Origin of the sequence: Novosphingobium sp., assembly GCF_965214355.1 — a bacterium.
Lineage (GTDB): Bacteria > Pseudomonadota > Alphaproteobacteria > Sphingomonadales > Sphingomonadaceae > Novosphingobium.
Window position 1 is genome coordinate 3,661,143 of sequence record NZ_CBDCBI010000002.1, and the last position, 21,257, is coordinate 3,682,399.

General features: G+C 66.2%; 22 protein-coding genes and 1 riboswitch. Of the genes, 7 read left to right on the forward strand and 15 right to left on the reverse strand.

The genetic code is table 11. The features are described from left to right. Position 1 precedes the first annotated feature (1 nt). Both ACOOE2_RS16875 and ACOOE2_RS16880 read left to right on the forward strand, forming a co-directional pair. Positions 2-1,483: a GspE/PulE family protein gene (locus ACOOE2_RS16875; protein ID WP_420384143.1), complete on the forward strand. Its 1,482-nt coding sequence runs from the start codon at positions 2-4 to the stop codon at positions 1,481-1,483. Continuing rightward, the gene (locus ACOOE2_RS16880; RefSeq protein WP_420384144.1) at positions 1,480-2,718 is read left to right on the forward strand and encodes a type II secretion system F family protein; all 1,239 of its coding nucleotides are present in this window, start codon (positions 1,480-1,482) and stop codon (positions 2,716-2,718) included. The genes ACOOE2_RS16875 and ACOOE2_RS16880 overlap by 4 nt, the downstream gene beginning before the upstream one ends. A gap of 35 nt (positions 2,719-2,753) precedes the next feature. On the opposite strand, the gene ACOOE2_RS16885 is transcribed toward ACOOE2_RS16880, so the two are convergent. Beyond that, on the reverse strand, positions 2,754-3,347 hold the full coding sequence (locus tag ACOOE2_RS16885) for a hypothetical protein (protein ID WP_420384145.1): 594 nt from the start codon (positions 3,345-3,347) through the stop codon (positions 2,754-2,756). A gap of 116 nt (positions 3,348-3,463) precedes the next feature. Here ACOOE2_RS16885 and ACOOE2_RS16890 point away from each other — a divergent pair, with 116 nt between their 5' ends. From ACOOE2_RS16890 to ACOOE2_RS16900, 3 genes are read left to right on the forward strand one after another with little or no spacing between them, the layout of a single operon-like run. Continuing rightward, positions 3,464-4,516 (forward strand): hypothetical protein, encoded by a 1,053-nt coding sequence (locus tag ACOOE2_RS16890; RefSeq protein WP_420384146.1) that lies wholly within the window; start codon positions 3,464-3,466, stop codon positions 4,514-4,516. Beyond that, positions 4,491-5,045, forward strand: a complete 555-nt coding sequence (locus ACOOE2_RS16895) for a type II secretion system protein GspJ (RefSeq protein WP_420384147.1) — start codon at positions 4,491-4,493, stop codon at positions 5,043-5,045. Before ACOOE2_RS16890 ends, ACOOE2_RS16895 begins: the two co-directional genes overlap by 26 nt. Further along, the gene (locus ACOOE2_RS16900; protein ID WP_420384148.1) at positions 5,045-5,941 is read left to right on the forward strand and encodes a general secretion pathway protein GspK; all 897 of its coding nucleotides are present in this window, start codon (positions 5,045-5,047) and stop codon (positions 5,939-5,941) included. Before ACOOE2_RS16895 ends, ACOOE2_RS16900 begins: the two co-directional genes overlap by 1 nt. Positions 5,942-5,974: 33 nt before the next feature. Here ACOOE2_RS16900 and ACOOE2_RS16905 read toward each other — a convergent pair whose 3' ends face one another. The 11 genes from ACOOE2_RS16905 to ACOOE2_RS16955 form a co-directional block, all read right to left on the reverse strand. Further along, positions 5,975-6,238, reverse strand: a complete 264-nt coding sequence (locus tag ACOOE2_RS16905) for a hypothetical protein (RefSeq protein ID WP_420384149.1) — start codon at positions 6,236-6,238, stop codon at positions 5,975-5,977. 29 nt (positions 6,239-6,267) lie between these two features. Beyond that, positions 6,268-7,887 (reverse strand): DUF4331 domain-containing protein, encoded by a 1,620-nt coding sequence (locus ACOOE2_RS16910; RefSeq protein ID WP_420384150.1) that lies wholly within the window; start codon positions 7,885-7,887, stop codon positions 6,268-6,270. Continuing rightward, positions 7,887-8,588: a hypothetical protein gene (locus ACOOE2_RS16915; RefSeq protein ID WP_420384151.1), complete on the reverse strand. Its 702-nt coding sequence runs from the start codon at positions 8,586-8,588 to the stop codon at positions 7,887-7,889. Before ACOOE2_RS16915 ends, ACOOE2_RS16910 begins: the two co-directional genes overlap by 1 nt. Positions 8,589-9,049: 461 nt before the next feature. Then, positions 9,050-9,733: a MarC family NAAT transporter gene (locus ACOOE2_RS16920; RefSeq protein ID WP_420384152.1), complete on the reverse strand. Its 684-nt coding sequence runs from the start codon at positions 9,731-9,733 to the stop codon at positions 9,050-9,052. 40 nt (positions 9,734-9,773) lie between these two features. After that, positions 9,774-10,280, reverse strand: coding sequence for a bifunctional adenosylcobinamide kinase/adenosylcobinamide-phosphate guanylyltransferase (gene cobU / locus ACOOE2_RS16925; RefSeq protein WP_420384153.1), 507 nt, complete (start codon positions 10,278-10,280; stop codon positions 9,774-9,776). A 21-nt stretch (positions 10,281-10,301) separates the two neighbouring features. Beyond that, positions 10,302-11,036 (reverse strand): adenosylcobinamide-GDP ribazoletransferase, encoded by a 735-nt coding sequence (locus ACOOE2_RS16930; RefSeq protein ID WP_420384154.1) that lies wholly within the window; start codon positions 11,034-11,036, stop codon positions 10,302-10,304. Then, positions 11,033-11,614: a histidine phosphatase family protein gene (locus ACOOE2_RS16935; RefSeq protein ID WP_420384155.1), complete on the reverse strand. Its 582-nt coding sequence runs from the start codon at positions 11,612-11,614 to the stop codon at positions 11,033-11,035. Before ACOOE2_RS16935 ends, ACOOE2_RS16930 begins: the two co-directional genes overlap by 4 nt. Beyond that, positions 11,611-12,624, reverse strand: a complete 1,014-nt coding sequence (gene cobT, locus ACOOE2_RS16940; protein WP_420384156.1) for a nicotinate-nucleotide--dimethylbenzimidazole phosphoribosyltransferase — start codon at positions 12,622-12,624, stop codon at positions 11,611-11,613. Before cobT ends, ACOOE2_RS16935 begins: the two co-directional genes overlap by 4 nt. After that, complete coding sequence (locus tag ACOOE2_RS16945; protein WP_420384157.1) at positions 12,621-13,028, reverse strand: DUF1636 domain-containing protein; 408 nt, start codon at positions 13,026-13,028, stop codon at positions 12,621-12,623. The genes cobT and ACOOE2_RS16945 overlap by 4 nt, the downstream gene beginning before the upstream one ends. 16 nt (positions 13,029-13,044) lie before the next feature. Next, a complete protein-coding gene (locus ACOOE2_RS16950) occupies positions 13,045-13,818 on the reverse strand; it encodes an ABC transporter ATP-binding protein (RefSeq protein WP_420384158.1) in 774 nt (257 codons plus the stop codon). Next, positions 13,812-14,828 carry a FecCD family ABC transporter permease gene (locus ACOOE2_RS16955; protein ID WP_420384159.1) on the reverse strand — a complete coding sequence of 339 codons (1,017 nt, stop codon included), beginning with the start codon at positions 14,826-14,828 and terminating at the stop codon, positions 13,812-13,814. The genes ACOOE2_RS16950 and ACOOE2_RS16955 overlap by 7 nt, the downstream gene beginning before the upstream one ends. Before the next feature lie 37 nt (positions 14,829-14,865). Here ACOOE2_RS16955 and ACOOE2_RS16960 point away from each other — a divergent pair, with 37 nt between their 5' ends. Continuing rightward, complete coding sequence (locus ACOOE2_RS16960; RefSeq protein ID WP_420384160.1) at positions 14,866-15,702, forward strand: ABC transporter substrate-binding protein; 837 nt, start codon at positions 14,866-14,868, stop codon at positions 15,700-15,702. Here the strand turns inward: ACOOE2_RS16960 and bluB are convergent. Both bluB and ACOOE2_RS16970 read right to left on the reverse strand, forming a co-directional pair. Next, positions 15,689-16,336 (reverse strand): 5,6-dimethylbenzimidazole synthase, encoded by a 648-nt coding sequence (gene bluB, locus ACOOE2_RS16965; RefSeq protein ID WP_420384633.1) that lies wholly within the window; start codon positions 16,334-16,336, stop codon positions 15,689-15,691. The two genes, ACOOE2_RS16960 and bluB, sit on opposite strands and share 14 nt — an antisense overlap. Before the next feature lie 95 nt (positions 16,337-16,431). After that, the gene (locus ACOOE2_RS16970) at positions 16,432-18,426 is read right to left on the reverse strand and encodes a TonB-dependent receptor plug domain-containing protein (protein WP_420384161.1); all 1,995 of its coding nucleotides are present in this window, start codon (positions 18,424-18,426) and stop codon (positions 16,432-16,434) included. Between the two features lie 213 nt (positions 18,427-18,639). Beyond that, positions 18,640-18,888, reverse strand: a riboswitch (cobalamin riboswitch). A 382-nt stretch (positions 18,889-19,270) separates the two neighbouring features. Between ACOOE2_RS16970 and ACOOE2_RS16975 the strand changes: the two genes are divergently transcribed. Beyond that, positions 19,271-19,846, forward strand: a complete 576-nt coding sequence (locus tag ACOOE2_RS16975) for a hypothetical protein (RefSeq protein WP_420384162.1) — start codon at positions 19,271-19,273, stop codon at positions 19,844-19,846. A 314-nt stretch (positions 19,847-20,160) separates the two neighbouring features. On the opposite strand, the gene ACOOE2_RS16980 is transcribed toward ACOOE2_RS16975, so the two are convergent. After that, positions 20,161-21,207 (reverse strand): TIGR03032 family protein, encoded by a 1,047-nt coding sequence (locus ACOOE2_RS16980; protein ID WP_420384163.1) that lies wholly within the window; start codon positions 21,205-21,207, stop codon positions 20,161-20,163. Between the last annotated feature and the right edge of the window lie 50 nt (positions 21,208-21,257).

Below are 21,257 nucleotides of genomic sequence, written 5' to 3' on the forward strand. Positions count from 1 at the left end.
GGTGACAGACATCGAACAGGAAGCCTTGCCCGAACTGCGCTACAGCTTTGCCCGCGAAACGGGTGCGCTGGTGATCGAGGAAAACGGCACCACCATCTGCCTGCATCGTACCGACGCGCCGTTGCCCGCCTTGCTCGAAATCCAGCGCCGTTATGGCCAGATGCCCTGGCGCGCGGTCGATCCGGCTGCGTTCGACACTGTCCTGCAAAGCCAGTTTCGCACCGCCACCAGCGTTGCCGCGGGCGTTGCCGCGACCGACGAGGTCGATCTGGCCTCGCTCGCCGACAGCGCCGCGCAAGTCGATGATCTGCTCGACAACCGCGACGATTCGCCCGTCATCCGCCTGATCAACGCGCTGCTGCTCGAAGCGATCCGCGAAGGCGCATCCGACATCCACGTCGAAACGCAGGAACGCCGCCTGCTGGTCCGCTTTCGCGTCGATGGCGTGCTGCGCGAAAAGATCGAGCCCAAGCGCGCGCTGGCGCCGCTGCTGGTCAGCCGCATCAAGGTCATGGCGCGGCTCGATATCGCGGAAAAACGCATACCGCAGGACGGCCGCGTCGGCTTGCGCATCGGTGGCCACGAAATCGACGTGCGCGTCTCGACGATGCCGACCCAGCATGGTGAGCGCGTCGTGATGCGCCTGCTGGATCGCGGCGCGGTCAAGCTCGATACCGCAAGGCTCGGGATGAACGAGCGGGATGTTGCGCTGCTCGACCGGCTGCTCGACCGGCCCAACGGGTTGCTGCTGGTCAGCGGGCCGACCGGATCGGGCAAGACGACGACGCTGTACGCGGCACTCAGCCGGCTGAACGATCGCCGCCGCAATATCATGACGGTCGAAGACCCGATCGAATACGAGCTGGAAGGCATTTCGCAGACGCAAGTCAACACCCGCGCCGACATGACCTTTGCCCGGGGGTTGCGCGCGATTTTGCGGCAGGATCCCGATGTGATCATGGTCGGCGAAATCCGCGATGGCGAAACCGCGCAGGCCGCGGTGCGCGCCAGCATGACCGGCCATTTCGTGCTGTCGACACTGCACACCAATTCCGCGATCGGCAGCGTGACCCGGCTGATCGACATCGGCGTCGAACGCTATCTGCTGGCGCCGATGCTGGTCGGCCTGGTCGCACAGCGGCTGGTGCGCCAGTTGTGCCCCGATTGCCGCGAGGAGACATCCGCCACTCCCGCCGATACTGCGATGGTGGACGAAGTGTTGCAGGTGGGCGAAACGATCTGGCGCGCGGTGGGGTGCACCGCGTGCCATTTCGAAGGCTATCGCGGGCGCGCGGGCCTGTATGAAATCGTGCCGGTCGATCGCGCGATGGAGGCGCTGATCCACGATGGCGCATCCGAATCACGCCTGATCGAGGCGGCGCGCGCGGTCAGCCCGTCGCTGCTCGATGATGGCGTGGCCAAATTGCGCCTCGGCCTGACCACCGTGTCCGAAGTCGCGCGCGTCGTGCGCGAAGAGGTATGACCGCGTTCAGCTATCAGGCGATCGACAGCGCGGGCAAACGCACGCGCGGCGTGATCGAGGCGGGCAATGCGGCGGCCGCGCGGCGCGTGTTGCGCGACCGGGCCTTGCTGCCGGTGTCGGTGACGGCCAGCCTGTCCGAACCGCAAGCTGCGACCGGCGGCATGATTGCGGGGCTGCGCAACACAGTATTGCGCCGGGGCGTTTCGCGCCGCGCGCTGTCCACGGTCACGCGCCAGCTGTCCACGCTGATCGGCGGCGACGTGCGGATCGAGGAGGCGCTGCGGTTGGTCTCCGGCCAGAGCGAGGCGCACGCGCTGACCGAAATCCTGCTCGACGTGCGTGGCACCGTGCTCGAAGGGGCGAGCTTTGCCAGTGGTCTCGGGCGCCATCCCAATGTGTTTCCCGGCTATTTCCGCGCGTCGGTGACGGCGGGCGAACAGTCGGGGCGGATGCCCGAAGTGCTCGCATATCTCGCCGATTTCGTCGAGACGCAGCATCGCGCCGCGCAGAAGCTGCAACTGGCGCTGCTGTATCCCGCGCTGCTCGCCGGGGTATCGGCGCTGATGATGACGATGATGATGATCTATGTGGTGCCCGATATCGTCCGGGTGTTTGTGACGCACGGCACCAATCTGCCCTGGCTGACCCGCGCGCTGATCGGCTTGAGCGGATTTGTTTCGCGTTATGGCCTGATCGTGCTGGCGCTGGTGGCGGGCGCGATCGTGCTGGCGCGGCGCGAGCTGGCCAAGCCGGCCACCCGGCTGGCGGCCGACCGGATGCTGGCGACGCGGCGGCCGTTTTCGCGCTTCAGCCTGCAGGCCAATGCCGCGCGCTTTGCCTGGACGCTGGCGACGCTGGTGCAAAGCAATGTCGCGCTGCTCGACGCGCTGAACGCCGCGGCGGCGGTGCTGCCCAACACCTATCTGCGCAGGCAGGCCGAGGGCGTCGCGCGGCGCGTGCGCGAGGGCGAAAGCGTGCACCGCGCGCTGGCCGCGGCCGATGTGTTCCCCACGATGCTGGTGGCGATTGTTGCCAGTGGCGAGACCGGCGGCAAACTGGGCCCGGCGCTGGCGCGCGCGGCCGCCGAACTCGATCGCGATATGGAATCGCAAGTGTCGGTGCTGGTATCGCTGGTCGAGCCCGCCGTGCTGCTGCTGATGGGCGGGCTGGTGCTGATGATGGTCATGGCCATCCTGATGCCGATCATCGGCCTGAACGACCTGGCGACGCAGTAATTTGTGAGCCCCTCCCCTTAAGGAGAGGGGAGAAACTACCAGGCAACCACTGTATCATACCGCGCGCCGGCCAGCACCGGCGTGCGCATTGCCAGCTCGGGCGTTGCCCATACGCTCAGCCCGCCATCGGACGTCAGCCGTGCCTCGATCAGGTGCTGGCGCGAAAGTGCCGTTACCAGCGCGCCGGTCGTGATCCCGCCCACCGGCATCAGCGTGCCGCGCAATGCCGGCAGATCCAGCGCGCCCGCCACCGCCGCGCGCGCGGTGCAATGCACCGGCGACGACCGCAGCGTACCATCCGCCAGCTGGTTCCGCCCGCCCAGCGTCAGCCGCGACATCTGCACTTGCGCCAGAAACCGGCACGACAGCGGCAGCCCCGGCGCCGCTGCATCGAGCAATGTGCCATCGATCTGCCCCGTGACATCGCGCAGCACGATGTGGCCCGCCCCGGGCGTCGCCGACCCCGACAGATCGGTATCGCCGCCGGTCATCTGCCAATTCGCAGTGTAGCCAAACCGCAGCAGCGACGCCAACGGCGACCAGCGCCACGCGATCCGCATCGATGATCCCAGCACAGCCTCGCCATTCCAGGCCGTTCCGCCCACCCGTATCCGGTCGCTGTCGGGCATCACAAATCGCGCCGGAATCATCGCTATCAGGCCCGCGCAATATGTTAGTAGACCCAGGCTGAGCAATATCGCGAATCGTCGCCGGTTGCGGCGCATCAGCACGGGAGTGTGGGAATTTGCCTCTGGATCGGCGTCAGGTGCTGCGTTCCGCGCCATATTTCGCTGCCACGCCATTGCTGCTCGCCTCCTCGTGGGCGCCGCTGTTTGCGGCAAAGATCGAATTTCCGGCGGCGCTGCTGGTGCCCAAGACCGGGGTCCATGCCGCGCTGGGGCGTAGCATGGAACGCGCGGCCATGCTTGCGCAAGGGACAACCGGCGCAAAACAATTGCTGGTGTTCGACACCATGGGCACGCCGGCGGGCGCGATCGCGGCGACCAGGGCTGCGCTCCGCGCCAAAGCCCGTATTGTGCTGGGCCCGCTGCTGGCCGGCGAAGTGCCCGGCGTCGTCGGTGCCGCGGGCAAGGCCGTGCCGGTGCTGGCGTTCAGCAACGATGCCGCCTTGCGCGAAAGCGGCGCGTTCGTGCTGGGCATCACCGCTGCACAAAGCGTCACCGCCGTGATGCGCTATGCCGCAGGGCGCGGTATCCGGCGGCTGGCCGTGGGCGGTACCGGCGCGTGGGGCGCGCAAGTGGCAGCCGCAGCCCACGATGCGGCGCGCGCACTCAATGTCGAAATCGTGGCGATGCCCGGCGAGAACCCGGCCCAATTGCCACACATGTCGAGCGCCGACGACGGACAGCCCGACGCCGTGCTGATGGCCGATATCGCTGCGCTGGCCGAGTTCGCGCCGATGCTGAAAGATCAGGGGATCCAGATGCTCGGCGCATTTTCGGGCCTCGATTTTCCCTCCGACACGTTGCGCAGCATCGAAGGCACATGGCTGGCCGCGCCCGATCCGGCGGGTTTCGCCGGATTTGCCCACGCGTTCGAGGACCGCAACGGGTCACCGCCCGGGATCATCACTGCACTGGCCTATGATGCGGTGCAGATCGTGCAGCAGATGCGCGCGATCGGCGGCGTCGATCGGTCGGGGCTGCTGGCGGCACCCTTTCCCGGCGGTGCCTGCGGCACAGTTCGTTTTCGCGAAGACGGCAGCGCGGCACGTTCGCTGGCGATCCTGGCCGTCACGAACGCGGCGCTGCATGTCATCGCCCCGCCCGCGCCCTGATCCGGTGGGCGATACCCGGCGTACCGCGCCTGCGGCAGGCTTTACCCTGATCGAAATGATGGTCGCGCTGCTGCTGTTTGCGCTGATTTCGCTCGCCGGGGTCAGCCTGGTCGAAACCGTCGCCCGGATGCAGCGCGCCACTGCCGGCCGCGCCGATCGCCTGGCCGATATCCAGCGCGCGCTGTTCCTGGTCGATGCCGATTTCAGCCAGCTTGGCACCGGCCCCGATCGCGCGGCCGGCGCCGTCGGGTTTACGCGTTTTAGCGGCAATGGCGATCTGGCGATCCGCTACTGGGCGGATCTTGCCGGATTGCACCGCACCGTCGATGGATCGGACCATGTGATCCTGACCGGCGTGCAGGCGGTGGGCTGGCGCTTTGCCAAGCATGGCGCCTGGGTCGATGCGCCGACGACGCCGCAGGACGCATCGCGGCCACGCGCGGTCGAACTGACGCTTCGGTTGAAAGCGGGCTCCGGCGGCGTCGGCGGCCCGGTTCGCCGGATCACCGAATTGCCGGCCAACCAATGATGCCCCGGCCCCCATCCGGCGAACGCGGCATGATCCTCGTCAATGTGCTGGTGATCGTGATGCTGGCCACGGCCGTGCTGGCGGTGATGCTGGCGGCCGAAGACAACCAGATCGAACGCAGCGCGCATCTGCGCTTTGCCGGCCAGGCGATGGCGACCGCGCGCGGCGGCGAAATGTCGGCGATCGCCGCGCTGCGCCGCGATCTGGCGCAGGATATGGCGGCGGGCAACCGTAGCGATACCCTGGCCGAACCCTGGGCCAATATCGCCGATACCGATGCGCGCATCGTCGGCGGGCATTTCAGCTTTGTGGTGTCCGATGCGCAAAACCGGTTCAACATCAACAATCTGGCGCATGGCGATGTGATTTCGATCGGCGCGCTGGAGGCGGTAGCGGTAAACGTGGGGATTGCGCCCGACACCGTCGCGGCCATCGTCGTGCTGCTGCACAAACACGGCCCGGTGCAGGATCTGTCGGAATTGCGCGCGGCGGGCGTGGGCGAAGGCGAACTGCAGCGCCTGTCGCTGTTGTGCGTCGCATTGCCGACCCCAACCACGGTCAACGTCAACACTGCGCCCGAGGCCTTGCTGACCATCATGACCGGAAACCCGGCCACCGCGCACGCGATCATCCTGGCGCGCGGCAAGGGCGGCATTGGCGAGGGCGGCACAATTGGTTTGAAATCGGGACCGGGTGCGGATCATATCCTGTTGCCGCCGGGGACCGGTGTCGCATCGGATTATTTCTGGGCGCGCGGCCGTGTTACCAGCGGCGGGACCAGCCAGCAATTGACCAGCCTGCTGCACCGGCGGCTCGACCAGGGGCAACCGGTTGTGGTGGCGATCCAGCGGTGGCGCGGCGCGGCGCCGCTGGCAGCGCCGGCATTCGGCAAATAAACTGGGCGGCGCCGGGTGGCGCCGCCCAGAATATTACATCGACGCCGTAGTCGTCGGCGGAGACTGCGGTTGTGCCGCCGGCTGCAGCGGCGGAACGCTGGCGCTGGTCGGCGTTGCCGGCTGGCTGGTCGGTGACGCATCGAACAGCGCCGCGAACGCCGAGCCGAATTGCGATTCGAACGATGTCGGCGGGGCCGGCCGGCTCGCGCCGGTGGGCGTGCCGCTGCTGCCGCAGGCGGACAGCAGCGCGATCAGTCCGATCGCGCTGCCCAGTTTCAGACAAGTGTGTACACGCATGGGCCTGTTCCTCGATGTGAGCCCGCGGCTCATTGCTGGGCCGGCATGGCGGCGATGGCGTCACGGGCCGAACGCGGCGAACCGGGGATCGGCGCGTTCAGATACGGGAAGGTCGCCATCAGATCGCGGGCCGAAATCGGCGCGCCGTCGGTATAGGCCACCTGGCCGGTCGATGCATCGGCCGGCTTGCACAGGCCAAGATCGGTCTGCACACCCTTGATCGGCACCGGATAGCACAGCCGGCCCATGGCAACGCGCAACACGATATCGGTCACGTCATCACCCGGACGACGCCCGTTGGGGAAACCGGCCAGATCGTCTGCCACGACGCCATACGTCTGCTGCGAAGCCTGCGGCGTGGGCGGAACCGCCGTATTCAGGCGGATCATTTCAGACGCGGTGACCGTCGACATCTGGTTCAACCCCTTGATCCCGGTCAGGAACGCAGCGACGAGATCGTTGCGCGGGAAGTTGGTCGGCGCCAGGTTCGTAAAGCTGGTGCCCAGGGTCGAATTGACCGCCTGGCGGAACAGCGCGTCGAGCAAGGCGGGGAATGTCGGGTTGGTGACATATCCGGCCAGGGCACTGTCCTGCGTGGGGGCGGCGGCGTTGAACAGGTTCTTGTCCTTCAGCCCGATCACCAGTTCGTTGACCAGCGGCATGCCCAGGCGCGACACCTGCACATAGGCGCCACCCGAATACGACGGCACGTCATAGGTCGGCGCGGGCGTCAGCGCGCGGGCCTGCGGCAGATTGACCGTGGACCACACTCCGATTACGCCATTGCCCGACCCTGTCAGACAGGCGGTGGGGATTTCGAGCGCGATCGAGGTCACGTTCTTCTTGCCCACCAGATCGTCGTTGTTGCGGCTTTGCGTGATACCGCCGGGAAAGCCCTTGCCGTCGCCGGCAAACGGCGCGCTGTCACCTTCGATCGGCACATAGTTCACCAGATCGAACGTCGGCCCGAGGTTGATCGCAAACGCTTCTTCACGCTGACCGACAAACGCACGGCCCGGCGTCGAACAGCCCGGGATCGTGATCGTGTAGATGAACTGGTTGGCATAGGCGTTATACTGCGGCACAGTCTTGTTGCCGACGTTGTCCAGCGGCTTGGTAAAGCTGCTGCCGCCGCCCGAGGCATTGGTGACCGTCGCGCGGGTGCCGCTGCGCTGGTCGCCGGTGATCTGCGTCAGCGTATAGGCTTCGTTTTCGGCCAGATTAGGGTCCTGCGGCTTCGCCACCGCCCCTGCATAGCGCAACGCGATTGCATTGGTCGTGCCGCCGACGTTCAACGTGATGCCGGTGCCGTTCTGCAGCGTGTTGGTGAACTGGAACGAATAGGTCAGATCTTCCTTGGCATCGCCGTTGTTGTCGATGTGGATCTGGTACAGCGCATCAGGGTCCATCGTGTAATAGTTGGGCCCGCCGCCTGGCGACTGGTCCGGAATGAAATTGGCGATGATCGTCGTCATCCCGGTCTTGCCGGCTTCATAGCTCTGGAACGCATAGACGTCGGTGTTGTCGACTTTGGGCATCTTGGCGATGTTCGGCGCTTCGCGATGGCTCGATGCCATGGCCGCGCCGGACGATAACGCAAAAAGCATGCACGCTGTGCCGGCAAGTGCCAGGCCTTTGAATCCGGACATCAATCTTCTCCTGTTTTTAACGACGCGTGGGGGACAAACGCAATATTCGCGGCGGTAAACTGTGGGGCGCCAGGCGCGTGAAAAGCGAATGCGGGCAGAGCGCCGGATACAGACGCCGTGTCGGCAACCTGTTGCCAGGTCCACTGGCCCGACCCGAGCGCCAGGACCGTGGTCCGATTATGGCTGTCGGTCAGGAAAACCAGGCGCGGGCCGCTCTGGACCTGTGCCCGGCACGCATCGGGCGCAGCCAGGACAGCGCCGGCGACCGCAGTGCGGATCGCGGCATAAGCGGATTTTGCAGCGGCATCATCGGCATGCAGCCAGCCGGCGTTCCACACCACGATCGCGTTGGCGGCCGTGCGTTGGTCGGCCGGGATCGTCGGCAATTGCGCGCGAACGTCGGGATCGGCCTGGAGCACGGTTTGAACCGGGTTGGTCAGATCGCAGGCACCACCGATCGGCCCGGTCGGTGCTGACACCGGCGCGATGTCCGCAGGCATGCCGGCCAGTTTCAGGATATCGGCCAGCACCATCGGCCCTGCGACGGGTGCCGCCGCGACGGGCGACGGGGCGCGAGCAAACAGCGCGCGTGGCGCCGACGCCGCCGCGGCATGTGCAGCCGGTTTCGAACGGGCGGCCGCAAATCCGGGATGTGGCACGGCCGGCGTCGCGGGCCCGGGCAGGCTGAATGCGGTTATCACATCCGCGCGGGATGGCGGAACAATCGGTGCGGATATAAGTAATAATACCAGGGCGGTGGCATGAACAGCCACGGCCAATCCGGCACAGATCACTCTGTGTCTGGTACCCGTGCAGTCATCGGCATAACGATGTTCGATCATGCCCCGTCTCCGAACCCAAAATGCACCAATGGCGACAATTGTGGTGCCGCAACATTACTTCATTCGCGCAAGCATGCCGCGACAAGCGCCAAACAGACGCGATCGAACATCGACCTTCCGTGGGTCGATACACCTAGATACGCACGAGCAGGAATTAGGATGCAACCGGCGAAAAATATTAATTTCCGATGAACGCATCCGCGCCGCACCAGCGATCGCCGCGCCGTCAAAAGTGTCTTGCGATCAGTTGTTTGCGGCGGATTTACCAAATAGCGCCATGTCGTCATGCCGGACTTGGCGCGCTGACGCATGCAGTGTGGTTACCGCCGCGTGATGCCCACCAGATCGGCAACACCGATCACGCCCGTCACGATGATCTGCACCCCGACGCACAGCAGCAGGAACGCGACAAGGCGCGACATCACGCGCGCCCCGCTCTGGCCGAGCAGCGATGTCACCGCGTCTGACCAGCGATAGCAGAGCCAGATCAGCACGGCGATCGCGACTGCGGCCACGCTCATGCCGCCAAAAAACCCCAGCGTCCCAAACCCTGTCGCCGGGCGCTGCGATGACAGCGCGATCGCAACTGCAATCGTGCCGGGGCCGGTGGTCAGCGGCATCGTCAGCGGAAAGAAGGCGATGTCATCGGCATCCTGCGCGGGTTCGGCCTGGCTGGCCTTGCGCGTTTCATGCGCTTCGGGCTCCATCAGCAGGCTCCACGCGCGCACCGCAACGACCAGGCCCCCCGCGATGCGCAGCGCCGACAGACTGACGCCAAAGAAATTGAGCACATACCCGCCCAGCCACAGCGATGTCAGCAGCACGACCATCGCATAGACCGCGATGCGCACCGCCAGCCGCTGCTTGTCTTCGCGCGACCGCCCGCCGGTTACCGAGTCAAAGATCAGCGCGCCCCCGATCGGGTTCACGATCGAAAACAACGCGGGAAAGGCGAGCAAAAACGCGCCAACCGCAGTTCCAACGGGGATCGGGCTGATATCCATCGGCCGCTTATGCAAGCGCCGGCGGCGCCTTGCCAGCCCCCTATTTCAGTTTCAGCGCCAACCCCGCGCAGACCAGCATGACTTCATCCACGCACGCGGCCACGCGCTGGTTGACGCGGCCCGCCTCGTCGCGGAACCGCCGCGCGAGCGCATTGTCGGGCACGATGCCCCACCCCACTTCGTTGGTCACCAGAATGACCGGGCCTGGCGCCCGCGTGATCGCAGCGGCCAACCCGTCAAGCGCGGCCGCGATATCGTGATCCGCCAGCATCAGGTTGCTGACCCACAGGGTCAGGCAATCGACCAGAAGCACGCGATCGGCCGCGGCCTGGGCTGAAATCGCCTCGGCAAGCGCATATGGCGACTCGATCGTCAGCCATTCGTCGCCGCGATCGTCGCGGTGCCGGGCGATGCGATCGCGCATTTCGTCGTCGAACGCCTGGCCCGTGGCGATGAACACCGGCGTCAGCCCGGTCGCCTCGGCGCGGGTTTGTGCAAGGCGGCTCTTGCCCGAACGGGCGCCGCCGATGATCATGAGGCTAGGCATTGCGGTGCTCCATGGCGAGAGTCAGCCACCGGCAGCGCCGGATGCGTGGGCAAGCATAGCCAGCAGCATGGCGGTTTCGCCCAGTTCGATCCCCGCGCCATGACCATCGCCCGAAATGCCCCCGATCCGGCGCACGACCCACCAGCCCCACGCCGCACCGACCGGCACGATCGCCAGCAACGCCGGCACAAACCACACAGCGATCAGCAACAAGACCGCCCACAAGGCCAGATCGACCGGCCGCACTGCGCCGCGAAACCGCGCGCCAAGCCCCTGATGCAACGGCGGCAACCAGCGCGTCCATGCCAGTGGCGCAATCCGCGCGGCAAAGGGCACCGCCACGAGCGCGGGATAAAGGCCCTGCCCGACACCGTCATGCAGCAGCACGAGCTTGCCGATCAATTGCAGCGCGATCGCGATCACGCCAAAGCTGCCCAGGTGCGGGTCGGCCAGCGCTGCCAGCACCCGCTCGCGATCGGGCGCCTTGTGCGCCGCGCCGCTGGCGTCGGCGATATCGCCCAGACCATCGAGATGCAGCGCACCCGTCACCAGCACCCATGCCACCAGCGCCGCAAGCGCGCCGGTCCACGGATCGATCCGCGCGCCCAGCCATCCCGCGCCGGAAACGATCGCCCCGATGATCAGCCCTACCGCGGGAAACCAGCGGATCGACCGTGCAAACTCCTCCGCCGACACGGCGATGCGCGGCGTCGGCAGCCGGGTGAGGAACTGGATCGCAATGACCAGCCCTTTCATGTCGAAAGGCCGACGATCTGCGCCGATGCGGCTAACCCGGGAGGCGAGCCAGGCCAGACCCGCAGTGTCGCCACCGCCGCATAAGGCAAGTCGAACGCCCAGATCTGCCGCTGCCCGAACCCGAACAGATGCGCCATCGCCGCACGGATCGCGCCGCCATGCGTGACGATCAGCGTATCGCGCGCCGGCAGCGCTTCAAGCGCAGCGCCCACACGCGCCACCAGCGCGGACCAGCGCTCGCCGCCCGGCGGCGGATTGGCGTCGGGATCATCCCAGAACGCCCCGATCGCCGCGCGATCGACCGCGTCGGGCGCCAGACCATCCCACACCCCGAAATCAAGCTCGCGCCAGCGCGCGTCGCGGGTCCCCGCAATCCCGCGCCGCGCCCCGATCGCATCCGCCGCCACCGCCGCGCGCTGCAGGTCGGACGAAACGATCGCCTGAAACGACAATGCCCCTGCCTGCGCCACGCAGGCCGCAATCCCCGCCGGCGTAACCGGCGCATCGCTGTGGCCCAGCATCAGCCCTGGCGTGACCGGCGCGCCATGGCGCATCAGATGGACGACAAAGGCGCTCATGCGCCTCCCGCGACCCCGGCTTGCGCAAATGTCGCCATCTGCGCGTGCGTGGCCACGGCGCAGCGCACGATCTGCACCGCGACCACCGCGCCGCTGGCTTCACCCAGCCGCATGCCCAGGTTGAGCAGCGGCACCAGCCCAAACCGGTCGAGCAACCGCACATGCCCCGGTTCGGCCGAGCAGTGCCCGGCCAGGCAATGATCGAGAATGCCAGGATGCACCGCCGCGATCGGCGCGATCGCAGCGCAGCAGATAAAGCCATCGAGAACGACCGGCACCCGCAACTGCCGCGCGCGCACGACCGCGCCCGCCATCGCCGCAATCTCGCGCCCGCCCAGCCGCCGCAGCGTTTCGAACGGGGTGGCGGGCGCGCCGGCATGAAACGCGAGCGCCGCCTCGATCACCGCGATCTTGCGCTCGATGCCCGCGCGATCAAGCCCGGTGCCGGGGCCGACCCAGTCAGCCACATCCCCGCCCAACGCACGCGCGCACAGCGCCGCAGCCGCGGTCGTATTGCCGATCCCCATTTCGCCCGGAACGAACAGATCGAGCCCGGGCTCGACCATTGCCGCCCCGGCATTGAGTGCGGCCAGGCACTCCGCCCCGGTCATCGCCGCATCCGCCGTGAAATCGGCCGTCGGCCGGTCGAGATCGAGCGGCACGACATGCAGGTCGAGCCCGGCCGCCGCCGACAGCGCGTTGATCGCCGCGCCGCCGGCCGCAAAATTCGCGACCATCTGCGCGGTCACTTCGGCAGGAAACGCGCTGACGCCTTGCGTCGTCACCCCGTGATTTCCGGCAAACACAACCGCGCGGCACCGCGCCAGCACGGGAATTTCGCGCCCCTGCCACCCCGCCAGAAACACCGCGATGTCCTCCAGCCGCCCGAGCGAACCTGCCGGTTTCGTCAGGTGCCCCTGCCGCGCGCGCGCCGCGGCGAGCGCGGGCGCGTCGGGCACGGACAAGTCGCGCAAGGCGGCTTCGAAATCGGCGATGGTGGCAAAGCTCATTCCGCAACAAATCCCACAGGCGGCGAACGGGTGATGAAATGGCCTTTTACGCCGTCGGGCCACTGCGCATAAGGCACCTGACCCTCATCGCTAGCCGCATAATGCGCCGCGTAATCGAGGATCGCGCGCGCCGCATCGTCATCGGGCGAAAATCGCCCCATGACATAGCTGACTTTTCCCGGCGCGCGCAGATGGACAGCGCAGAATTCGGCGCAGGCGAACAGGCAGGCCATGTCCTGTACCGCAATGCCGGCATAGCGCGCGTCCGACGCCTTGACCGCACGCAGCGCTTGGGCAAGGAGCATGCCGCCGCGCACACCGTCGTCATCGCTGCTGGCCTCTTGTGAATACCGGCAGGTGTTGCACACCACGACGGCAGGGCCATCGGAAACGGATTTCAGCACGGCGACATCTCCTGGTTCATGGGCGCCCCATGGGCACGATCATCGGCACAGCCCCATCCGCATCGACAAACACCCGAATGCCATAGACTTGCGCCAGCCGCGCGGGCGTCAGCACCGCTTTGGGCGTGCCATCGGCCACCAGCGCGCCCTGGTCGATCAGCAGGATCCTGGCGCAATAGCGCGCCGCCATCGTCAGGTCGTGCAGCACCGCGACCACCGTCGCACCCTTGCGCGCCTCGCCCGCCAGCAATTCCATCACGTCGATCTGGTGCCCCGGGTCGAGCGAGGCGAGCGGTTCGTCGACCACCAGCCCGGCCGCGCCCACCGCCAGCGCGCGCGCGAGCATCACCCGCGCGCGTTCCCCGCCCGACAGTTCGGTCGCATCGCGTGCGCGCAGACCGATGACATCGGCGCGAACCATCGCCAGCTCGATCGCCGCCAGATCCTCTGCCGACGGACGCGAAAATGGCGCAAGGTGCGGCAACCGGCCCAGCGCAACCAGCCGCTCCACCGACAGCGGCCAGTGCAGCGTCTGGCCTTGCGGCAGATAGGCGAGACTGCGCGCCATTTCGCGTCGGGCAATTTCCGCGATCGGCCGGCCATCGATGCGCACTGTGCCGCCCGCCAGCGGAACGAGCCCCAGCAGCGCGCGCACCAGTGTCGATTTGCCCGCACCGTTGGGCCCGATCATGCCGATCAGGCCGCCGGGCGCCAGTTCGGCCGAGATCCCCGCAACCACCGTGCGCCGGCCCAGGCGAACATCGACGCGATCGAGCGCGATCGTCACCATACCCGTCGCTCCCGCATGAGGTGCACCAGGAAGACCGGAACCCCCAGGAACGCGGTAACCACGCCCAGTTTCAGCTCGTTCTGCGTCGGGATCAGCCGTACCGCGACATCGGCCACTGTCAGCAGCACTGATCCCGCGATCATCGAGGGCAACAGCGTCGCCGACGGGCTGCGGTCGGTAAAGGGGCGGATCAGATGCGGTACGATCAGCCCGACAAACCCGATCGCGCCCGACACCGCGACCGCGCCGCCCACGCCGATCGCCACGCCGATCAGAATGCGCAGCCGCATCCGCCGCAGATCAAACCCCATCGACTTCGCGCCATCTTCACCCAGGCTCAGCGCATCGAGCCCCTGCCCGCTGCCCGCCAGCAACCCCGCACCGACCACCACGCAGGGCAGGACGATCCACACATGCGCGATCGTGCGGTTTTCGATCGACCCGAGCAGCCAGGTCATGATCTCCATCGCCGCAAACGGGTTTGGCGACAGATTGAGCGCCAAGCTGATGCCCGCCCCCGCCAGAGTCGAAACCGCGATCCCGGCCAGGATCAGCGTCAGCGGACTTTCCGCCCGCCCCGCCAGCGCAAACAGCAAAGCCAGCGCGGCAAACCCGGTGACAATCGCCAATATCGGCAAGACCGCCGTGTGCAGTTCGGCCAGCCCGAAATACAACGCGATCACCGCGCCCAGCGCCGCCGCATTCGACGCGCCCAGCACCGACGGTTCGGCCAGCGGATTGCGCAGATACCCCTGCAACACCGCGCCCGACAGCCCCAGCATCGCCCCGACCAGCACGCCCACGAGCATGCGCGGCAACCGCAGATCGATCACGATGGCGTGCGCAATCCCGTCGCCGCTGCCGGTAAACGCATGGATCACGCGCGCCGGCGACAGCGCGACCGGCCCGATCGCCAGTGACAGCACTGCCGAGGCCAGCAGCAGAGCCACCAGCCCCGGCACGAGCAGGCGGTGCCGCCCCCCGGGATGGCGCAATTCAAGTCCCGCCATGCTTGTCTCCCCCGGACTGGTCGTTAAAGGGATCGGCATGAAACCGCCGGTGAAATCGCTCGTATTCGCGCTGTGCTGCACAGCGCTCGCGCCCGTCACAGCGCAAGGCGATGCCCCGCCGCGCCGCATCGTGTCGGTTAATCTGTGTACCGACCAATACCTGCTCGCGCTGGCCGACCGCAGCCAGATCGCCGCGCTGACCTCCAACGCCGACAAGCCCGAAATGTCGGCCGCCGCCGCGCAGGCGCACGGCCTGCGCCTGCTCGGCCAATCCGCCGAAGACGTGCTCGACATTGCGCCCGACCTGATCATCGGCATGCCTGCGCGGAGCAGCGCGCTGGTCGCCGCTCTCAAGGGTCAGCAGTACCGCACGCTCGACATGCACTGGGCCGACAGCCTGGACGATATCAAGGCCCAGATCCGCGCGGTGGCCAGCGCGGTCGGGCATCCCGATCGCGGCGAGTCGCTGATCGCGCGCATGGAGCACGACCTGGCGGCCCTGCCCAAACCGGGCCACGGGCGCGTCGCGGCCTATTACCAGCGGCGCGGGTTCCTTACCGGCACCGGCACTCTGGTCGACGACCTGATGCGCCGCGCCGGCCTCGTCAATCTGGCCGCCCGATTGCACAAACCCGCGCTGTCGCAAATCTCGATCGAGAGCATGATCGCCGCGCAACCGGACTTCATCATCGTCGAAACCGAAACTGACCGCGTGACCGATCAGGGCACCGAAATGCTTCATCATCCCGCGCTCGAACACATTGCGCGCATCCATATCCCGCAGGCATGGACCGTGTGCGGCGGCCCGGCGTATGTTCAGGCGGCGCGCAGCCTGGTGGCGCAAGTGGCGGCGGCGAAATCTAGCGGTCACTGACCCGCCTGCGCCAATCGGTGTTGGCCTGCCAGCCTTCACGGTGCAGTTCGGGCAAATCCGACGCCGCCTTGGGAAACCCCAGGCACAACAGCGCAATCATCCGCCATTGTGCCGGCACGCCGATCTGCGCGTGGACAAAGGCCGGATCGCAGATCGACACCCACCCCAACCCGATCCCGCGCGCCTTTGCCGCCAGCCATAAAGTGTGAATGGCCAGCACGACCGAATAATCGAGCGTTTCGGGCATCGTTGCCCGGCCCAGCCCATGCCCGGCCGCCGCGCCGCCATCGCAGAACACCGCCAGAACCTCGGGCGCCTCGCGCAAACCATGCAGTTTCAGCCGCGCATACTGCGCCTCGCGGTCGGGCGCATCGCGATACAGATCGCCCGCCCGCGCCACTTCGGCATCGACATGTTCGGCCAGCCGCGCGCGCAGGTCTGGCGACACCACCCGCACAAACCGCCAGGGCCGCGAATTCCCCACCGAAGGCGCGCAATCGGCCAGCGCCAGCAACGCATCGAGCACGCCATCCCCCAGCGGTTGCCCCACAAAATGCCGCACATCGCGCCGCCAATGCAGCAATTGCGCCAGATCGTCCGCAAAGCGATCGCTTGCGGCCTGGACCTGCTTCATCCTTGCATCGTGCGGCTCGTCGCTGCGTTCGGCCATCGGTTCTCTCCCGCGAGCATGACAGCCCGGCCTTCCCGCATGGAAAGCCGGGCCATCGATCAAAGCGTAACGCGCACGCCGCCGTATCCCGCGCGGCCCACCGCCTGATACCCGAACGCCTCCTGGTAATGGATATCGCCCAGGTTTTCGATCCGTCCGAAAATCTGGACATGCTTGTTGATATCATACGTCGCGTTCAGATTGACCAGTGTGTACGCCTTCAGCCCGACCGCCAGGCGATCGAAAAACGCGTCATAGGCATAATCGTTCTGCCGCCCGTTATAGCGCACCGTCACCGTGGCGGCGAACGGCAGCCGCATCGGTGCCCAGGTCACATTGCCGCTGGCAATGTTCTTGGGCCGGTGCACCGCCTGGATCGTCTGGCTGCCAAAACTGCCGTCGGGCGCCAGGCCGGTAAAGCTCTGCGGCGCATCGAGGTAGGTATAGGCCAGCGCAATGCGCCAGTCGGCGAGCCGCGCGGTGGCCGAGGCCTCCACGCCTTCCTGGCGGAAACTGCCCGGAATGTTGCATGATGCCGGCAGCGTCTGGCCATTCAGCGTGGCGGTCGTGCAGAACGATTCGATAAAATCGGCATAGCGGCTGTCGAACCACGTCGCATCCAGCGTCACTTTGCCGTCCAGCAGCGTCTGTGCCACCCCTGCCTCACCCCCCTTGGAGGATTCGGATTTCAGGTTCGGATTGGGCGCGTAACTGCCCGGCGAAAAGCCATACAGATCGCTGATCAGCGGGTTGCGCACGCCCGTGCCATAGGCGGCATGGATCCGCGTGTTTTCGGGGAACAGATAGCTGCCCGTCACGCGGAACGTGGTGTCATTGGCGAAGTGCGAATTGGTATCGACCCGGCCCGACGCGCTGATCGCCAGCCGGTCGTCGACCGTCACGTCATATTGCGCAACGACGCCGAGCGCGTCGATCCGGTGCGCCCCGCTGTAGGTGTCGAAAAAGTCCTGCCGCTCGCCATCGACCGATACGGTCAGGCGGTGCTTGATATGCGCAGTGCCGAACCGGATCGTGCTGTTGACCGAGCCGCGCCAGCGCCGGCCGTGATCGGTATAATCCTCGACATCGAAATCATAGTCCTTGCGCTTGGTATCGGCGAACGTGATCTGCGCCGAATTGGTCATCATGCCGTTCAGCACATCCCATTTCGCCCCGATCAGCCCGTACCAGCCGATGTTGCGGTAAAACCCGCCCGGCTCGTCGATCGCAGTGTTGACCGGCGTGCCGTCGACCAAAGGGGGGTTAGCCGACAGGCCGAACCCGTCGAAATCCGCGTGGGTCAGGCTGTAGCGCGCGACTGCCGTCAGTTTGAAATTGGGTGCAGGGGTCCAGTTGACTTTGGCCGTCGTGCCCAGGTTGCTCGACGCCATGTCGCGCGATCCGCCGGGCGCGATCGCATAGCCATCGGTGTGGTAATACGATGCCGACAGTGCATAATCGAAATTGCCCGACACCCCGGCGATCCGCCCGCCGCCGTCATACGTGCCCATCGATCCGCCCTCGGCGCGCAGCGTCACCCCTGGCAGCTCCCTGCCCGACAGCGTCGTGACCGAAATCACCCCGCCGATGGCGTCCGACCCGTACAGCGAGCTTTGCTGCCCGCGCAGCACTTCGATCCGCGCCGCCTCGTCGGTGATGGTCGTGCCGAAATCGAAATAGCCCACATTGGTATCGTCGGCCTTGATCCCGTCGACAAACACCAGCACCTGCCGGGATTCGCTGCCCCGGATGCGGACGTCGGTCTCGTCGCCGACGGCGCCGATGCGCGTGACGGCGACGCCGGGTACATCGCGCAACACGTCGGACAGAATGCGCGTCTGGCGCAATTGCAGATCCTGGTTGTCGATCACCGTGACCGATGATCCCAGCAGACTGGCCGGAACGGCATCGCCCGATCGCGTTGCGGACACGACGATCGTGGTGTCGGGGCCGGCGGTCACACCGGCATCAGGTATCGGCGCCTCGGCGGCACGGGCGGTGCCCGCGCCAAGGCCTGCGACAAGCGCAACAACGGAAACAAAACTGGTCTTCACGGGTAATTCCCCAGGCGCCGAGCGAGAAAGCGGCACGATGGGGCAATCGCCAGGCGGCGCCACGCCCGGTATCGGGCAGGCGCACGAACGACCGGCCAGCACATAGCGGACGGGCACATATCGCCCGCGCAGCACCAACCCTGCGGCCCCGGCCGCATTGGTTCGTCGCTCAGACGGAAGCATACCGTGCCGTGACCATCCCCTGGACCGCAGCAAGAGCGACAGTGCGCCGGCAGGTCTCCTGGCTCACGGGTCACAGCTTGATGCAGCACCTTCCCAGGCCTTGCGCGGATATCCGCGCGCGTCCCAGTGGCTGCTTCCTCCCGATACACAGGGGAAGCGATATGCATCGCGCTCGCCGCTTACAGTTGCAGGGACAGCCCCGGATTCAGATCGGCCAAAACCGAACCTCACCGTGTTCCCATTTAAGCCCTCTCAGGCACCGGCACGTGTCTTTGATCGCGGGGTGATCCGCAACCGGCACCGTTGATACGCAGGCCGGCTGGAAACCGCAAGGGGGTGAGGCTTGATGATCATCGCCTCGCGCTGGGCCAAAATCGGTTCCGTCACGGTGGGTAAATCTCATGTCATCCCGCTCTGACCCGATGCGACCGGACTGAGACAAACAAAGCCCGGGCAGACCTCACGTCCACTATGGTCGGACATCTGCCAAGTAAATTGTGTGCAAATTCAGACACACTCCGTGCAAATCGAGCTTGGAATAGCCCAAATTGCCGACCATCAGTGCCAATTCCAATTTATATCCAAATTGACGGCAATTAATATTCGGTATTCATGACGCCACGCGCTCTTCGCCGAGTCGCGATGATCGGGGGGGGATACAATGAGATTGATGCTGTCGGGCGCTCTTGCGGGCGTTCTTTTTGTCGGTGCCGTTCACGTGGCTGCCGGAACCGCGCCGGTTGCAACGCTTGCGCCTGGTGCACCTGCGGTATCGCTTGCCGTAGCGGCGGGTTCGGCCCCGGTTCCCGGCGTCATGCCGATGGGCACGCCGGTGACTTTTCGCATGGCAGAGGCGATCACCACCAAGGACAAGACGCTGGAAACCGGCTATCTGGCCCATCTCGAAGTGCTGGAGCCGGTAATGCTGAATGGCGTGGTCGTGATTCCGGCCGGCAGCCCGGCGATGGCCGAAATCACCGACGTGCGGAACAAGGGGATGTGGGGCAAATCGGGCCGGATCACCGGCCGCATGCTGTATGTCACCGTGGGTGATCGCAAGATCCGCCTGCGCGGCGTCATCGACAGCAAGGGCCAGACCGGCACGGCGGGCGTGGTTGCATCGATCGCGCTGGTGCCACTTGCAGGCTTTTTCACCACCGGTACCAGCGCCGCCATGCCCATGGGCACGACAGTCAAGGGCTTCACCGACGAAGACGTCACTTTGACGACGAATTGACGGCAGAACGGGCGCTGCATGTGGCGGCGCCCGTCACCTGGCCGACTAGAGCGTGATGACATTAGATTGACCCACCGTGATTGCCCTGAAAAGTCTCGTGGCGAGAAGCAGCACGCAGCGCGGGCTGGTTGCCCCGTGCAAGTGCTGCGACGCTGTCACGGGGCTTTTCAGGGCAACCCCTTCGGGGCGGGCCGCTTTTGGCCCATCGCAGCGTCTTTCGTCGGTCACAATGGGCCAGCATTGCTCCCTCCTCAATCCTCGCGCTGGGCCAAAATCGGCTCCGTCACGGTGGGTCAATCTAATGTCATCACGCTCTAAACAGCCGGCCAGGTGATTGTCGCGCGGATTTCAGCACTGTCCGCGCCGAGCGACATCGGACAGCACACACCGGGCAGGGCGATGACATCGAACAGCTCGTCGATGCCGCCCTCGATCCGCAGCCATTCGGCGCTGTCGCCAGTGGCCAGATCAACCAGAACGACCGCGCAGACGGGATCCAGCCCGCGCTCCGCCAATTCGGCATCGAGCGCCAGGCCGCCGAACGAGCCGTCGCGCGGCTTGGACAGCGTGATCAGCGCGCGATTGCCCACGATCGCCAGACCGCGCATGAAGCCGGGCAGGAACGCCAGATCGCTGCGTTCGCCCGTCTGCGGATCAACCCTCACGACCTGGCCCCGCCCCGAATCCAGCAGCACGATCGACGCACCGTCGACGCGCGGGCTGTGCGGCATCGAAAATCCGCGCGCCACGGTCGCAGACGTGGCCAGGTCGATCAGCAGCCCGCCATCCCGGCGATGCTGGCGCCAGCCGTCCGCGACATTCGTTTCGCCTACCGCCGTCACATACGCAGGCTTGCCATCGGCCATGGCCAGGCCGTTGAGATGACAGCGGTCCTCGCCGACGATCGTATCGATGAATGGCGGTTTCCATAGCGGGGCAAAGCTGTGCCCGGGGGTCAGCGTGGCCAGGCAATTGTACCGGGTGTTGATGAACACCGGCGCGCCATCGCCGGTCAGCGCCAGTTCGTGAGCGTCGATATCGCCGGTCGTCTGCGCGATGCGCGGCACGAACGCGGCGTCGAATTCGCCGTTGGCGATCTGGCCCGGCGCCAGCATGTTTTCCAGTGTCCACACCTGATATTGCGACGCCAGGTAAATCCGGTTGCCCTGTGCCGCCAGACCCATGGCGCGGACATAATTCTGCTGGTTGACCGAGATCGAACCATCGCTGCGCGTTCCCACCAGAAACAGTTGCCCGGTCTGGTACGAGGTAAAGGCGAAACTGGTGCGGTGCTCGATCATCCAGGCCGCGAGACCGGCAGATGCGGTAATCACCGTTTCGGTCGCCCGGGAATTGGTCATATCCCTGTCGGTCGGCGACCGTTCGCGAAAATGAGGCGTTTGCATCGCAT

Bases quoted from the DNA above. Each gene is read 5' to 3' on its own strand.
- ACOOE2_RS16895 (WP_420384147.1), top strand. From the start codon at position 4,491: ATGTCATCGCCCCGCCCGCGCCCTGATCCGGTGGGCGATACCCGGCGT.
- ACOOE2_RS16920 (WP_420384152.1), bottom strand. From the start codon at position 9,733: ATGGATATCAGCCCGATCCCCGTTGGAACTGCGGTTGGCGCGTTTTTG.
- cobT (WP_420384156.1), bottom strand. From the start codon at position 12,624: ATGAGCTTTGCCACCATCGCCGATTTCGAAGCCGCCTTGCGCGACTTG.
- ACOOE2_RS16975 (WP_420384162.1), top strand. From the start codon at position 19,271: ATGAGATTGATGCTGTCGGGCGCTCTTGCGGGCGTTCTTTTTGTCGGT.
- ACOOE2_RS16905 (WP_420384149.1), bottom strand. From the start codon at position 6,238: ATGCGTGTACACACTTGTCTGAAACTGGGCAGCGCGATCGGACTGATC.
- ACOOE2_RS16930 (WP_420384154.1), bottom strand. From the start codon at position 11,036: ATGAAAGGGCTGGTCATTGCGATCCAGTTCCTCACCCGGCTGCCGACG.
- ACOOE2_RS16880 (WP_420384144.1), top strand. From the start codon at position 1,480: ATGACCGCGTTCAGCTATCAGGCGATCGACAGCGCGGGCAAACGCACG.
- ACOOE2_RS16980 (WP_420384163.1), bottom strand. From the start codon at position 21,207: ATGACCAATTCCCGGGCGACCGAAACGGTGATTACCGCATCTGCCGGT.
- ACOOE2_RS16910 (WP_420384150.1), bottom strand. From the start codon at position 7,887: ATGTCCGGATTCAAAGGCCTGGCACTTGCCGGCACAGCGTGCATGCTT.
- ACOOE2_RS16900 (WP_420384148.1), top strand. From the start codon at position 5,045: ATGCCCCGGCCCCCATCCGGCGAACGCGGCATGATCCTCGTCAATGTG.
- cobU (WP_420384153.1), bottom strand. From the start codon at position 10,280: ATGCCTAGCCTCATGATCATCGGCGGCGCCCGTTCGGGCAAGAGCCGC.
- ACOOE2_RS16955 (WP_420384159.1), bottom strand. From the start codon at position 14,828: ATGGCGGGACTTGAATTGCGCCATCCCGGGGGGCGGCACCGCCTGCTC.
- ACOOE2_RS16885 (WP_420384145.1), bottom strand. From the start codon at position 3,347: ATGCCCGACAGCGACCGGATACGGGTGGGCGGAACGGCCTGGAATGGC.
- ACOOE2_RS16960 (WP_420384160.1), top strand. From the start codon at position 14,866: ATGAAACCGCCGGTGAAATCGCTCGTATTCGCGCTGTGCTGCACAGCG.
- ACOOE2_RS16950 (WP_420384158.1), bottom strand. From the start codon at position 13,818: ATGGTGACGATCGCGCTCGATCGCGTCGATGTTCGCCTGGGCCGGCGC.
- bluB (WP_420384633.1), bottom strand. From the start codon at position 16,336: ATGAAGCAGGTCCAGGCCGCAAGCGATCGCTTTGCGGACGATCTGGCG.
- ACOOE2_RS16935 (WP_420384155.1), bottom strand. From the start codon at position 11,614: ATGAGCGCCTTTGTCGTCCATCTGATGCGCCATGGCGCGCCGGTCACG.